The organism is Caballeronia sp. LZ019 (assembly GCF_031450825.1).
Lineage (GTDB): Bacteria > Pseudomonadota > Gammaproteobacteria > Burkholderiales > Burkholderiaceae > Caballeronia.
Genome location: NZ_JARTVZ010000005.1, coordinates 2,692,536 through 2,705,567 on the forward strand (window position 1 = coordinate 2,692,536; position 13,032 = coordinate 2,705,567).

General features: G+C 65.0%; 13 protein-coding genes and 1 pseudogene. 10 read left to right on the forward strand and 4 right to left on the reverse strand.

Translation table 11 applies throughout. From position 1 onward, the window contains the following. The first annotated feature begins 30 nt into the window (after nucleotides 1-30). From P9255_RS26100 to P9255_RS26115, 4 genes are all read left to right on the forward strand, one after another. A complete protein-coding gene (locus P9255_RS26100) occupies nucleotides 31-780 on the forward strand; it encodes an ankyrin repeat domain-containing protein (RefSeq protein WP_404980424.1) in 750 nt (249 codons plus the stop codon). Between the two features lie 127 nt (nucleotides 781-907). Continuing rightward, a complete protein-coding gene (locus P9255_RS26105; protein ID WP_309765465.1) occupies nucleotides 908-1,264 on the forward strand; it encodes a Rap1a/Tai family immunity protein in 357 nt (118 codons plus the stop codon). A gap of 244 nt (nucleotides 1,265-1,508) precedes the next feature. Continuing rightward, on the forward strand, nucleotides 1,509-2,894 hold the full coding sequence (otsA, locus tag P9255_RS26110; RefSeq protein WP_309764858.1) for an alpha,alpha-trehalose-phosphate synthase (UDP-forming): 1,386 nt from the start codon (nucleotides 1,509-1,511) through the stop codon (nucleotides 2,892-2,894). A 224-nt stretch (nucleotides 2,895-3,118) separates the two neighbouring features. Continuing rightward, entirely contained in the window at nucleotides 3,119-4,186 is a 1,068-nt protein-coding gene (locus tag P9255_RS26115) for a glycosyltransferase family 4 protein (RefSeq protein ID WP_309764857.1), read from the forward strand. An 84-nt stretch (nucleotides 4,187-4,270) separates the two neighbouring features. On the opposite strand, the gene P9255_RS26120 is transcribed toward P9255_RS26115, so the two are convergent. The 4 genes and pseudogenes from P9255_RS26120 to P9255_RS27350 all read right to left on the reverse strand — a co-directional run. Then, a complete protein-coding gene (locus P9255_RS26120) occupies nucleotides 4,271-4,861 on the reverse strand; it encodes a YSC84-related protein (RefSeq protein ID WP_309765464.1) in 591 nt (196 codons plus the stop codon). Between the two features lie 318 nt (nucleotides 4,862-5,179). Then, nucleotides 5,180-5,662, reverse strand: coding sequence for a hypothetical protein (locus tag P9255_RS26125; protein ID WP_309764856.1), 483 nt, complete (start codon nucleotides 5,660-5,662; stop codon nucleotides 5,180-5,182). A 223-nt stretch (nucleotides 5,663-5,885) separates the two neighbouring features. After that, nucleotides 5,886-6,173, reverse strand: coding sequence for a PsiF family protein (locus tag P9255_RS26130; protein ID WP_404980454.1), 288 nt, complete (start codon nucleotides 6,171-6,173; stop codon nucleotides 5,886-5,888). Continuing rightward, nucleotides 6,168-6,320: pseudogene (locus tag P9255_RS27350) on the reverse strand (PsiF family protein); the annotation flags it as partial. The gene P9255_RS26130 and the pseudogene P9255_RS27350, both read right to left, overlap by 6 nt. Before the next feature lie 237 nt (nucleotides 6,321-6,557). Between P9255_RS27350 and P9255_RS26135 the strand changes: the two are divergent. From P9255_RS26135 to rbsK, 6 genes are all read left to right on the forward strand, one after another. Next, nucleotides 6,558-6,839: a hypothetical protein gene (locus P9255_RS26135; protein WP_309764855.1), complete on the forward strand. Its 282-nt coding sequence runs from the start codon at nucleotides 6,558-6,560 to the stop codon at nucleotides 6,837-6,839. Nucleotides 6,840-6,995: 156 nt separating this feature from the next. After that, nucleotides 6,996-7,958 (forward strand): sugar ABC transporter substrate-binding protein, encoded by a 963-nt coding sequence (locus P9255_RS26140; RefSeq protein ID WP_309764853.1) that lies wholly within the window; start codon nucleotides 6,996-6,998, stop codon nucleotides 7,956-7,958. A gap of 154 nt (nucleotides 7,959-8,112) precedes the next feature. Further along, nucleotides 8,113-9,726: a sugar ABC transporter ATP-binding protein gene (locus P9255_RS26145; protein WP_309764852.1), complete on the forward strand. Its 1,614-nt coding sequence runs from the start codon at nucleotides 8,113-8,115 to the stop codon at nucleotides 9,724-9,726. Then, complete coding sequence (locus tag P9255_RS26150) at nucleotides 9,727-10,725, forward strand: ABC transporter permease (RefSeq protein ID WP_309790669.1); 999 nt, start codon at nucleotides 9,727-9,729, stop codon at nucleotides 10,723-10,725. Nucleotides 10,726-10,910: 185 nt separating this feature from the next. Continuing rightward, entirely contained in the window at nucleotides 10,911-11,960 is a 1,050-nt protein-coding gene (locus P9255_RS26155; protein WP_309764850.1) for a LacI family DNA-binding transcriptional regulator, read from the forward strand. Between the two features lie 25 nt (nucleotides 11,961-11,985). Continuing rightward, nucleotides 11,986-12,930, forward strand: coding sequence for a ribokinase (rbsK, locus tag P9255_RS26160; RefSeq protein WP_309764849.1), 945 nt, complete (start codon nucleotides 11,986-11,988; stop codon nucleotides 12,928-12,930). Nucleotides 12,931-13,032 lie beyond the last annotated feature (102 nt).

The following is a 13,032-nucleotide window of genomic DNA, read 5'->3' on the forward strand; positions in this document are numbered from 1 at the left end:
CCCCTGTATCAAGCAATGCGAAGGTCCACCATGAACAATTCCCCGATGATTTCCACTCAGTCCACGACGAACGGCGCGAAGCGTGCGGCGAAGCGCTCGACAATGCGCGGACTCCTTGCAGGCGCGCTCGTCGCGGCGTGCGCGTGTGCGCAGCCCGTGTGGGCAGCGTCCGTGGACTCGCTCATCAAGGCAGTGAAATTCGACGATGTGTCGGCGGTCAGGAAACAACTCGCGCAGGGCGCGGACCCGAATACGGTCGACAACACCGGCGCGCCGATCCTCGTCATCGCGGCGCGGGAGAAGTCGGATAAAGTCGGCCAGCTTCTTGCCGATAACCCGAACATCGACCTCGAAAAAGTCGATCCGGCCGGCGAGAACGCGATGATGCTCGCGGCGCTCAACGGCGACGCAACCTTCGTCAACCTGCTGATCGCGAAGGAAGCGGAAGTCAACAAGAAGGGCTGGACGCCGCTGCATTACGCGGCGACCAACGGACACGACGATATCGTCAAGATTCTGCTCGACCATTCAGCGTATATCGACGCGGGATCGCCTAACGGCACGACACCGCTGATGATGGCCGCCCGCGGCGGGCATCTGTTGACGTGCAAGCTGCTGCTCGATGAAGGCGCGGACTTGCGCGTGAAGAATCAACTCGGCATGACGGCCGTGGATTTCGCGCGCAAGTACAACGAGCGCGATGTCGCGGAAGGCCTGCAGGCGCGCCTCGACGCCATGCAGGGCGGCGCTCCGCAAAGCGGCGCAAATGGGTCAAAATAACGCGCACGACGCGCCGTACCGTCACGCCGACATGAATCCGGGCAACGCCGGGCAAGGGCACTCGGGCCTGATGCGGGCCCTGACAGCTTTCGCCCGTCAAGCCGCCGCTCAACATAAAAGGAAGATCATGCTGCGGGAATTCGTCATTGCCTGTGCCCTTGCAACGCCGGTTTGCGCGTTCGCATTCACCGGCCACGATCTCAACACGCTCTGTACCAAGACCGATCCCAACTCGCGTACGGCCTGCGCCGCGTATATCGAAGGCGCGGCAGACGGCATCTACAACACGATCGAAGCGATCGGCGGGACCACCGGGCCGCAGGTCGGCCAGTATTTCTGCCTGCCCGCCGACGTGAAGCCGCAACAGTTGACGGATGCGGTGCGCAAGTACATCGCCGACAACCCCGACAAGGCGGCGTTCAACGCGACTACGATGGTCTCGCTGGGGCTGGGCAAAGCGTTTCCGTGCAAGGCGGAGCGTTGAGATTTCGCTGATCGGTCAGGCGGCGAGGCCGTTCGCCGGCTGACCGCCGCCTGACGGTTGCATCATTGTTTGCAGGGAGTCCCGCGGGCCGGGCCGTCCCACGCCGCCCACGGTCTCTTCTTTCCCTTCGTTGAATGCGCGCCGCGCCCCGCGTTGAAACCCGCACGCCGTTTGCTAGTCGAAAAATCGGAAACGGGGCCGTGACGCGCCCCGCATCGGACAATAAAACGCAAGAGGAATGCATATGAGCCGTCTCGTCGTCGTATCCAACCGGGTCGCCACGCCGACCGAAACCAAGGGCTCCGCCGGCGGCCTCGCCGTGGGCGTCTTCGGCGCGCTGAAGGACAGCGGCGGCGTCTGGTTCGGGTGGAGCGGAGACGTGGTGAGCGAGACCATCGCGAATCAGGGGCCGTCGCTCGAACAGGACGGCGCGGTCACGTTCGCCACCGTCGGCTTGCCGAAGAAGGACTACGACCAGTATTACCGCGGATTCTCGAACGCGATGCTGTGGCCGGTCTTCCACTACCGCAACGATCTCGCCGTCTACGACCGCGACGAGTACGCCGGCTACCGGCGCGTGAACTCCTGGCTCGCGCACAAGCTCATCAAGCTGCTGCAGCCCGACGATGTCATCTGGGTGCACGACTATCATCTGATCCCGTTCGCCGAAGCGCTGCGCAGCGCGGGCATCCCGAACCGCATCGGCTTCTTTCTGCACATCCCGTTTCCGTCGCCGCAGATTCTGTTGAACATTCCGCCGCACGAGGAACTCGTGCGGTCCCTGTGCTGCTATGACGTCGTCGGCTTCCAGACCGAAGGCGATCAGATCGCGTTCCACGACTACATCGTGCGGCACGCGCACGGCAAGGCGAGCAGCGACGGGCAGGTGGAAGCGTTCGGGCGCAAGCTCCGGACGGGCGTGTATCGCATCGGCGTGTTTCCGGACGAGATCGCGGAACAGGCGCAGCGCGGCGAGGCGCGGCAGGACGTGATGGACCTGAAGCAAAGCCTCGAGGGCCGCAAGCTCATCATGAGCGTGGACCGGCTCGATTATTCGAAAGGACTCGTCGAGCGCTTTCGCGCGTTCGAGCATTTTCTGGAGAAATCGCCGGAGTGGCGCGGCAATGTAACGCTCGTGCAGATCGCGCCGCCGACGCGCTCGGACGTCGAAACGTATCAGCAGATCCGGCAGAACCTCGAATACGAAGCAGGGCGCATCAACGGACGCTTTTCCGGCCTCGACTACACGCCGATTCGCTATCTGAATCAGCGATACGACCGCTGGAAGCTGATGTCGCTGTTTCGCGAATCGCAGATCGGGCTCGTCACGCCGCTGCGCGACGGCATGAATCTCGTCGCGAAGGAATATGTCGCCGCGCAGAATCCGGACGATCCGGGCGTGCTGGTGCTGTCGCAATTCGCGGGGGCGGCGGGCGAGCTGTCCGGCGCGGTGATGGTCAATCCGCACGATGTCGTCGGCATGAGCGACGCCCTCGCGCGCTCGCTCGCCATGCCGCTCGCCGAGCGGCAGCAACGCTATCACGCCAACATGGCCGCGTTGCGCAAGTTCGACCTGGGCGTCTGGCGCGACACTTTCCTCGCCGATTTGCGCGACGTGCCGCGCAAGTAACGCGATCGCGAAACGAGTGTTTCGCGTCTGTAACAACGCCTCGAAAGTGCAAGGAAGCGGCGTTTGGCCGCCGTTCGCCCGCGATAATGAGCCATCGCGCCGAATCGACGCCTAGGGCAAAACCTCGTTAGTCCGGCTTACACCCTGCTGTCATACTCGATGCGCGTGGCAGGAAAGCCGGGCGTCCACGCCCGGCACACGTCGAAAACGCATGGAGACGAACGATGAGAATTGCCCAGATCGCCCCGCTGACCGAATCGGTGCCGCCGAAGCTCTATGGCGGCACGGAGCGTGTCGTGTCGTATCTGACCGAAGCGCTTGTCGAACTGGGGCATGAAGTGACGCTGTTCGCAACCGGCGATTCCCAGACGACCGCGAAGCTGGAAGCGGTCTGGCCGCGCGCACTGCGGCTCGACCCTGCGATTCGCGACCGCATCGCGCCGCACATGCTGCTGATGGAAATGGTGCGACGCCGGGCCGAAGAGTTCGACGTCCTGCATTTTCACATGGACTATTACTCGTTCTCGCTCTTCAACCGCCAGGAAACGCCGTTCGTCACGACGATGCACGGGCGGCTCGATCTCCCGGAGCAGCAGCCGGTGTTCGACACGTTCAACACCGCGCCGGTCGTGTCCATTTCGGATGCGCAGCGGCATCCGCTGCCGCAGGCGAAGTGGGTGTCGACGGTTTATCACGGGCTACCGGAAAAGCTTTACGTGCCGCAGCCGGTCGAGCACAAGTATCTGGCGTTTCTCGGACGGATTTCGCCTGAGAAGCGCGTCGATACGGCGATTCGCATTGCCGGCCGCTGCGGTCTGCCGATCAGGATCGCCGCCAAGGTCGATGCCGCCGATCACGAGTACTTCGAGCGTGAGATCGCGCCGCTTTTGAAGCTGCCGTATGTCGAATACATCGGCGAAATCAACGACAGCCAGAAAGCCGACTTCCTCTCGGGCGCGCTCGCGTTGCTGTTTCCGATCGACTGGCCGGAGCCGTTCGGGCTCGCGATGATCGAAGCGATGGCCTGCGGGACGCCCGTCATCGCATTCAATCGAGGCGCGGTGCCGGAGGTGGTGGACGAGGGCGTGTCGGGCTTTATCGTCGAGGACGAGATCGGCGCGGTCGCGGCGGTGAACCGGCTGCATACGCTGCCGCGCGAGGGCGTGCGCCGGCGTTTCGAGGAGCGCTTCACGTCGCACCGGATGGCGCGGCAGTATCTCGATGCGTATCGGGCCGTGGTGCGCGCGCAGAAGCGGTCGAAGTTCAAGCTGATCGATAGCGCGACGACCTGAAACAAAAAAACCGCCGTGTGGCGCGACCCTCGCGTCGCGCCACACGGCGGTCATGCTTCGTGCCGTGAACGAATCGGGCGCCCGTTACATCTTGAGGCGCGTCACCTTCGTGCCCTGCAGCGACACATCGGCCATCAGGCCCGCGTTGGTCAGCACGAATGCTTCGACCGGCGCGGTGGCGGTGGTCGTATCGACAGCGCCGTTCGCACCCATCTTCACGAGCGCAACCGATGCATCCACGCCTGCGGCCCAGCCGTCCGAATTGCGGAATTTGTCGAGCGAGTCCTGCGTCATGAACAGGAAGATGATGGCCTTCGATTGCGCGCCGGCTTGCAGGCCGAACGAGCCCGACGTCGTGCTGTAATAGCCGACGGTGCTGCCGCCCACACGCAGCGAACCCTTGCCGTATTGCGCGCCGACGATGAAGCCGGCCTGAATCACCGACGGGAAGACGAGAATGCCGCGCGACTTCGCCACCAGTTCGCGCGAGCCGCGAACCGTCGTGTAAAGACGCTGGATGGTGCCGTCGACGTCGGCGTCGATGGCGCGGCGGTCGTCAGCCGTGCCGGCGGCTTTTTCAGCGCCCGTGTTCGAGTTGGTCGTGCAACCGGCAAGCGCGAGGCCTCCCAGCGCCAACACGGCCGTCGACTTGAGCATGAAGTTTCGTCTTTGCATCATTGTTCTCCATCGTGGAATTAGGAAACCCCATAGAGCGGGAGGGTGAGGCACGCCAAGTTATAGCACAGCGGCAACGAAACGCGAGACCCGGGCGACGCGCCCAAGCCACACGAAGCGGACATCGGCGATCTCCATTCATTGCATGACGCCAGCGGCAAAACGTCAAGTTTTCCGAACGTTATCTGAAAGCTGGCCGGTCACGTGGCCAATTTGCCGCGGCGTCATATCCGCCATGCACCCATTGCGCCGCATCCTTTTGCGCGTGTTACAGGAACGCCGCCGTTGCCAGTAGCAACGACCGTACCCGGCGCACGCTCAAGGATGGCCCGTCGTTTTTACTTCCGTCGGATGAGTCGATGCAACGGCGCGCGACGCCTGTGTGGGACGTCTCAACGCACGCCGGATAGCGCCTATCGTCATTCCGACGACGAGCAGAAACGCTGCGGGCGTCACCCAGTAGCCGACGAACGCATGCCAGAGATAATCGGCGAGCGTCGCCTTGCGATGCGCGTATTCGTCGAGCGCTTCCTGATGCTTCGGCGCATTGGCGATGAGCACGGCGTCCGGACAGCCGGCGGCGCGCGCCTCGTCCGGATTGCCGTGACAGCGGACCGCGGCGCCTGCCGCGCGCTCTGCATCGGTCAACTCCCACGTGGCAAGCGACCTCTGAAGATCGACCCGGTTGTAGGCCATCTCCTCGCGCGCCTCGTTGACCGCGACGATCATCACGGGCACCGCCCAGAAGGTGATGATCATGAGCCATCGGCGGAACCAGCGGTTCTTGTGCTTCCATGCCATCCGTGCCTCCTTGCGAAGCAGAAACGCTGCGCTAGACGAACGGCGGCCGATGGCGTATTTCTTGTATTGTCGAGGGGCCGCCTTCGCGCCATCTTAGGAGAAAAAGACGGCGGCGCGAATCACTTGCTTGGTTGCAGTGCAATATCGGCCGGCATGCAGGGAAAGGAACGCAGGGAAGGAAGGTGGCCGCGCGCGAACGGCGCGGCCGAATGGTGAAGGGTGCTTAGCCCTTGTTGCTCAGACAGCTTTTCATGAAGGCCTTGCGATCGTCGCCGGTCTTGCCGCTCGCCTGGGTGTTGCACGCCGTCATGCGCTGCTGCTGGGTCATCGGCTCGGAAGCGGCCGCAGCCGGGGCAGTGGACAGGCAGCTCTTCATGAACGCCTTGCGGTCGTCGCCCTTCTTGCCGGATGCCTGCGCATTGCACGCCGTCATGCGCTGCTGCTGCGTCAGCGGTGCGGAAGCTTCGGCAGGCGCCGCTGCAGCCGGAGTCGCCGACAGACAGCTCTTCATGAAGGCCTTGCGGTCATCGCCTTTCTTGTCGGCCGCCTGCTTGTTGCATTCGCTCATCTTCGATTGCTGGCTGTTGGCCGCGAAAGCCGTATTCGCGCCGAGCGTGAGACTCAGCACGGCGATGAGCGCAGTAGCTCGCATGTTCATGGGGACGCTCCCTGAGTAAGTGAATTCTTTTGTTAGGACAGCGAGTATCGATGACCCGCCCGCGCATTATGGCAAACCGGGTCATTGCAAAGTGTGCGATAAGGTCACATTCGACGCCGCTGCAACGCCACGCTTGCATCGTCCTTTCGCGACGACGAGTGGTCGCGGGTTTCGTAAGGTCGAGTCGCCGGTCGGGCGCATTGCGCGCCGTTCATCCACGATAGAAGGAGCCGCCCCATGTCCACGCCGCTCGCCGATCACTACAAGGGCTTCGACATCCGCGTGCAGGCCATGCGCCGCGCGCACGAACGCGGCGAGCCGGACGACGGTCCGCGCCACTTCGATATCTTCGTGACCATCTCGCGCAGCGCGGCGGGCGAAAGCGGACGCGAGGCCATGTTCGGCGTGCCCGACCAGGAACCGTTCGACAGCCCCGTCGATGCGACGCGCGCCGGCATCGAATATGGACGGAAGATCATCGACAACGAAGTGGAAGGCGAGTCGGTCGAAGGGCTCTGAGCGCCGCGATTGTATCGAGCACTCCGTACACGTTAGCCCCATTTGACCGCACATCCGGCAGCTACGAGAATCGACGGCGGGCAAACGTTGCAATTCGCGGTTCCGTGCCGCTTCGCCCGTCCGACAACACAAACGAAAGCACTGGAGGAGATCCGCATGGAATCAACCGTTCGCCGCCGCGTTTTGTCGGCTGCCGTCGCGCTGGCCGCATGCGCCGCGTTGCCGTTTGCATCGTCGTCCGCGTTCGCGCAGGGCGCCGCGAAGCCGAGAGTCGCGCTCGTGATGAAGTCGCTCGCCAACGAATTCTTCCTGACGATGGAAACCGGCGCGAAGGACTATCAGCAGAAAAACGCGGCGAAGTTCGACCTCATCACCAACGGCATCAAGGACGAAACCGATACCGCCGCGCAGATCCGCATCGTCGAGCAGATGATCGTCTCGAAGGTCGATGCGCTCATCATCGCGCCGGCGGATTCGAAGGCGCTCGTGCCGGTCATCAAGAAGGCGGCGGATGCGGGAATCATCGTCGTCAATATCGACAACCGGCTCGATCAGGACGTGCTGAAGTCGAAGGACCTGAACGTGCCGTTCGTCGGACCGGACAACCGCAAGGGCGCGCGCCAGGTCGGCGACTATCTCGCCAGGCGGCTCAAGAAGGGCGACGAAGTCGGCATCATCGAAGGCGTGTCGACGACGACGAACGCGCAGCAGCGCACCGCCGGCTTCAAGGATGCGATGGACGCGGGCGGCATGAAGGTGGTCGCGCTGCAATCGGGCGACTGGGAAATCGACAAGGGCAACGCGGTCGCCTCGCAGATCCTGAACGCGAATCCGAACGTCAAGGCGCTGCTTTGCGGCAACGACAACATGGCGATCGGCGCGGTGTCGGCGGTGCGCGCCGCGGGCAAGACGGGCAAGGTCCAGGTGGTCGGCTACGACAACATCAACGCCATCAAGCCGATGCTGAAGGACGGCCGTGTGCTCGCGACCGCGGACCAGTATGCGGCGAAGCAGGCGGTGTTCGGCATCGATGTCGCGCTGAAGGCGATCGCGGGCCATCAGAAGCAGTCGCAACTGTCGACCGTGGTGGAAACGCCGGTCGATCTGGTGACGAAGTAATCCGCCGGTCCGCGAGCGCGTGGGCGCGAACGGTGCGTCCTCAAGTTCGCGGCCATCATGCCGTTAAGACACGCACGGGCGCGGACGAGAGACGCGGCTCGAAAGTTTGACGAAGCGAGGATGCTCACCCAGCCTTGACCGACCCTACGCCAACATGAACGATGCGGACCCCTGCGTGCTGACGGTCGCGGGCATCGGCAAGACCTATGTCGAGCCGGTGCTGGCCGACGTTTCGCTCGGGCTCAGGCCCGGCGAGGCGCTTGCGTTGACGGGCGAGAACGGCGCGGGCAAGAGCACGCTGTCGAAGATCATCGGCGGCCTCACCGATCCGACCACGGGCACGATGACGCTGGCGGGCCGCCCGTATGCGCCGCAAAGCCGCACGGATGGGGAAGCGCAGGGCGTGCGGATGGTCATGCAGGAGCTGAACCTGCTGCCGACGCTCTCGGTCGCCGAAAACCTGTTTCTGAACCGGCTGCCGCAGAAGGGCCGCGTGAAGTTCGGCTGGATCGACCGCAAGCGTCTTGCCGGCGACGCGCGTCACGCGATGGCGCAGGTCGGGCTCGATGCGATCGATCCGGACACGCTCGTCGGCGATCTGGGCATCGGCCATCAGCAGATGGTGGAGATCGCGCGCAATCTGATCGGCGACTGCCGCGTGCTGATTCTCGACGAGCCGACCGCGATGCTCACCGCCCGCGAAGTCGATCTGCTGTTCGAACAGATCGCGCGGCTGAAGGCGCGCGGCGTGGCGCTCGTGTACATCTCGCATCGGCTGGAGGAATTGCGGCGCATCGCGGAGCGCGTGGCGGTGCTGCGCGACGGGCGCCTCGTGCACGCCGGTCCGATGGACGCGCTGTCGAGCGAGCAGCTCGTCACGCTGATGGTCGGCCGCGAACTGGGCGAGCGCATCGACCTGGGCGAAAAGCGGCTCGGCGGTATCGCGCTGAGAGTGGAACACCTGACGCGCGGCCAGGCCGTGCGCGACGTTTCATTCGATGTCCGCGCGGGCGAGATTTTTGGCGTGAGCGGGCTGATCGGCGCGGGACGCACCGAGCTCATGCGCCTCGTCTACGGCGCGGATCGCGCGGACGCGGGCACGGTGTCGATTGCGCGCGACGGGCAAACGTTGCAGCCGGTGCAGGTGCAGTCGCCGTCGGATGCGGTGAAGCACGGCATCGCGCTCATCACGGAGGACCGCAAGGGCGAGGGCCTGCTGCTCGGCCTGCCCATCGCCGCGAACGTTTCACTCGGCAACGTGGGCGCGGTGGCGCGGCGTGGTGTGATCGACACGCGCCGCGAGGCGTCGCTCGCGCAACGGCAGATCGACGCGATGCGCGTGCGTACGTCCGGTCCCGCGCAGGCGGTGTCGGAACTGTCGGGCGGCAATCAGCAGAAAGTGGTGATCGGCCGCTGGCTCGCGCGCGAGGGCCGCGAAGCGTGCCGCGTGCTGCTTTTCGACGAACCGACGCGCGGCATCGATGTCGGCGCGAAATTCGACATCTACGGGCTGATGGGCGCGCTCGCCCGGGAAGGCCGGGCGCTCGTCGTCGTATCGAGCGATCTGCGCGAGCTGATGCTGATCTGCGACCGCATCGGCGTGATGTCGGCGGGAAGGATGACGGGCATTTTCGAGCGCGACGGCTGGACGCAGGACGCACTGCTGGCGGCCGCCTTCGCGGGCTATGCGAAGCGCGAGGCGATTCTGCACGAGCCCCTCGCGCCCGATGCGAAGCCGCCGGAACAAGACACTTTCGTGGAGCATTGAATGACGGGCCAGACCGACGCGAAGCTCTCAGCCGATGCACCGAAAACCGCGAAGGGCGCCGGCACGCGCCTCGGATTCTCGAATTACCTCGGGCTGGCGGGCGCGCTCGCCGCGATGATCGCGCTGTTTTCTGTGCTGAGTTCGCACTTTCTGACGTACGACACGTTCAGCACGATCGCGAACCAGATACCGGATCTCGTCGTGATGTCGGTCGGCATGACCTTCGTGCTGATCATCGCGGGGATCGATCTTTCAGTGGGATCGGTGCTGGCGCTGGGCGCGTCGGTGGTGAGCGTCGCCGCGCTCAGGTGGCACTGGCCGGCGTTTCCGGCTGCGCTGATCGGCCTCGCCGCCGCCGCGCTGACGGGCACGGTGACGGGACTCGTCACGGTCGCGTGGCGCATACCGTCGTTCATCGTGTCGCTCGGCGTGCTCGAAGCGGCGCGCGGGCTCGCGTATCAGATGACGAACTCGCGCACCGCGTATATCGGCGATGCGTTCGACTTTCTCTCGAACCCGATCGCGTTCGGCATCTCGCCTGCGTTCCTGATCGCGGTCGCGGTGATGATCGTCGCGCATTGGGTCTTGACTCGGACGATTTTCGGCCGATATCTGGTAGGGATCGGCACGAACGAGGAAGCGGTCAGACTTGCGGGCGTGGATCCGCGGCCCTACAAGGTAATCGTTTTCACGCTGATGGGCGCGCTGTCCGGCCTCGCGGCGTTGTTTCAAATTTCACGCCTCGAAGCCGCCGATCCGAACGCCGGCGCGGGGCTGGAGCTGCAGGTGATCGCGGCGGTGGTGATCGGCGGGACGAGCCTGATGGGCGGGCGCGGCTCGGTCATCAGCACGTTCTTCGGCGTTCTCATCATCTCGGTGCTCGCGGCGGGGCTCGCGCAGATCGGCGCAAACGAGCCGACGAAGCGGATCATCACCGGCGCGGTGATCGTGGTGGCGGTCGTGCTGGACACGTACCGCAGCAGGCGCAAGCGCGCCTGAGGGCAGGTTTCGCAGGACGTCGCGGGCGTAGCGTGGCGACGTAAAACAAGCAGAAAGAGGAACCGGGCGTTTCCGTTTGCACGCGAAGGAAGCAACGGGGAGCGGCAATCGCGTACGGGAGGGTCGTGCGCGCGGAACGCATCCGGTCGATAAGGCAGTTGGACCAGAAAAGCGAAGGACGATGTATGGCGACGATCAAAGACGTGGCAGCCATTGCCGGGGTGTCGTTTACGACGGTGTCCCACGTAGTGAACAATTCGAGGCCGGTGTCCGCCGACGTGCGGGCGAAGGTCGAGCGGGCGATCCGCGAGCTCGACTACGTGCCGTCGGCGGTTGCGCGTTCTCTGAAGGCGCGTTCGACGGCGACCATCGGCCTGCTCGTGCCGAACGCGACGAATCCGTACTTCGCGGAACTGGCGCGCGGCGTCGAGGACGGCTGCGCGAAGAACGGCTACTGCGTGTTCTTCTGCAACTCGGACGACGATCCCGCCAAACAGCGCAACTATCTGCGCGTGCTGCAGGAGAAACGCATCGACGGGCTGGTGATCGCATCGGCGGGCGAGGATGCGGTGCTCGCGCAATGCCTCGCCAACGCCCGCGAGCCGCTTCTGATCGTCGACAGAAACATCGAGGGCATCTCGGCCGATCTCGTGCAGATCGACCATGAGAAGGGCGCGTACTGCGCGACGAGGCATCTGCTGCAGCTCGGCCATTCGGATATCGGCTGCATCACGGGACCGGCGGGAACGGCGGTGAGCGCAATGCGCCTGCACGGTTTCATCCGCGCGATGGCGGAGCGCGGCGTCGAGATCGGCAAGGACGCGATCGTTCAGAGCGACTTCTCGGCGACGGGCGGCTACGCGGCGGCCTCGCAACTTTTCGATTCGATGAAGCCGACCGCGATCTTCGCGTGCAACGACATGATGGGCATCGGCGCGCTGCGGGCGGCGGCGGAACGCGGCATAAACGTGCCGGACGATTGCTCGATCATCGGTTTCGACGATGTCGAACTGTCGCGCTACACCTATCCCGCGCTGTCGACGGTCGGGCAGTCGGTGCGCTCGCTCGGCGAAATGGCCGCGCAGACCCTCATCGAGCGCATCACGGGTAAGCTGGCGGGTCCGACGCGCCGCCGCGTCGTGCCGCCGCGCCTCGTGCGCCGTGAATCGACGACGGTCGCGCCGCAAGCCTGCCGCGCGCCGCGAGGCGGCACTTTCGCGGTGAGCGCGGAATAACCCTTCGATCGACGGACTCAGCACGATGACCGACAAAGCCCAGCCGAACGGCGCCCCGCGTGGCCGCGTAACCGTGGTCGGCAGCCTCAACATGGATCTCGTCGCGCGCGCGCCGCGCCTGCCGTTGCCGGGCGAGACGCTTGCGGGCCACGCATACGCGCAGGCGCCGGGCGGCAAGGGCGGCAATCAGGCCGTCGCGGCGGCGCGCCTCGGTGCGCAAGTCGCGATGATCGGCTGCGTCGGCAACGATACGAACGGCGCGACGCTCAAGGGCCGCCTCGAAGCGGAGGGCATCGACTGCACCGCGCTCGCCACGAGCGAACACGCACCGACAGGCGTCGCGCTCATCATCGTCGATGACGCGAGCCAGAATGCGATCGTGATCGTCGCGGGCAGCAACGCCGAAGTCACGCCGGAGCGCATCGTCGCGCAGGAAGACATGCTGGCGCGGGCGGATGTCATCGTCTGCCAGCTCGAAACGCCGGCGGAAACCGTGCGCGCGGCGCTCGCCGCAGGGCGACGGCTCGGGCGCACGACGATTCTCAATCCCGCGCCCGCCGCGAGCGCGTTGCCCGCCGACTGGTTTGCGCTCATCGACTACCTGATCCCGAACGAACTCGAAGCCGGCACGCTGACGGGCGCTGCCATCGCCACGCCCGATGATGCCCGCCGCGCCGCGCACGCGCTGAAGGGGAAGGGCGCGCGCAACGTCATCGTGACGCTGGGCGCGCAGGGCGTGTATGCGCTGCTCGAAGGCGACGGCGACGGCCGGCATTTGCCGTCACCGAAAGTCGATGCCGTCGACACCACCGCCGCCGGCGATACCTTCATCGGCGGATTCGCGGCCGAGCTCGCACGAGGCAGCGCCGTCGCCGATGCGATTGCGTTCGGTCAACGTGCCGCCGCGCTCGCCGTGACGCGGGAAGGCGCGCAGCCGTCCATTCCGCATCGGAACGAAGTGTCGATATAGATCGCCACCGAGCGCGCGAGGGCTGTCAAACGTCCGTTCACGATTCGTTCAACAGCCGTGCGGCGCGTGGGCTACACGACGCCAGCAAGGGCAAACGCAAAT

What these genes read in the sequence shown, in the direction of transcription:
- P9255_RS26130 (WP_404980454.1), bottom strand. Translation starts at nt 6,173, where the DNA reads ATGAAGAGCTGTCTGTCGGCGACTCCGGCTGCAGCGGCGCCTGCCGAA.
- P9255_RS26100 (WP_404980424.1), top strand. Translation starts at nt 31, where the DNA reads ATGAACAATTCCCCGATGATTTCCACTCAGTCCACGACGAACGGCGCG.
- P9255_RS26115 (WP_309764857.1), top strand. Translation starts at nt 3,119, where the DNA reads ATGAGAATTGCCCAGATCGCCCCGCTGACCGAATCGGTGCCGCCGAAG.
- P9255_RS26145 (WP_309764852.1), top strand. Translation starts at nt 8,113, where the DNA reads ATGAACGATGCGGACCCCTGCGTGCTGACGGTCGCGGGCATCGGCAAG.
- otsA (WP_309764858.1), top strand. Translation starts at nt 1,509, where the DNA reads ATGAGCCGTCTCGTCGTCGTATCCAACCGGGTCGCCACGCCGACCGAA.
- P9255_RS26150 (WP_309790669.1), top strand. Translation starts at nt 9,727, where the DNA reads ATGACGGGCCAGACCGACGCGAAGCTCTCAGCCGATGCACCGAAAACC.
- P9255_RS26135 (WP_309764855.1), top strand. Translation starts at nt 6,558, where the DNA reads ATGTCCACGCCGCTCGCCGATCACTACAAGGGCTTCGACATCCGCGTG.
- P9255_RS26105 (WP_309765465.1), top strand. Translation starts at nt 908, where the DNA reads ATGCTGCGGGAATTCGTCATTGCCTGTGCCCTTGCAACGCCGGTTTGC.
- P9255_RS26120 (WP_309765464.1), bottom strand. Translation starts at nt 4,861, where the DNA reads ATGCAAAGACGAAACTTCATGCTCAAGTCGACGGCCGTGTTGGCGCTG.
- rbsK (WP_309764849.1), top strand. Translation starts at nt 11,986, where the DNA reads ATGACCGACAAAGCCCAGCCGAACGGCGCCCCGCGTGGCCGCGTAACC.
- P9255_RS26155 (WP_309764850.1), top strand. Translation starts at nt 10,911, where the DNA reads ATGGCGACGATCAAAGACGTGGCAGCCATTGCCGGGGTGTCGTTTACG.
- P9255_RS26125 (WP_309764856.1), bottom strand. Translation starts at nt 5,662, where the DNA reads ATGGCATGGAAGCACAAGAACCGCTGGTTCCGCCGATGGCTCATGATC.
- P9255_RS26140 (WP_309764853.1), top strand. Translation starts at nt 6,996, where the DNA reads ATGGAATCAACCGTTCGCCGCCGCGTTTTGTCGGCTGCCGTCGCGCTG.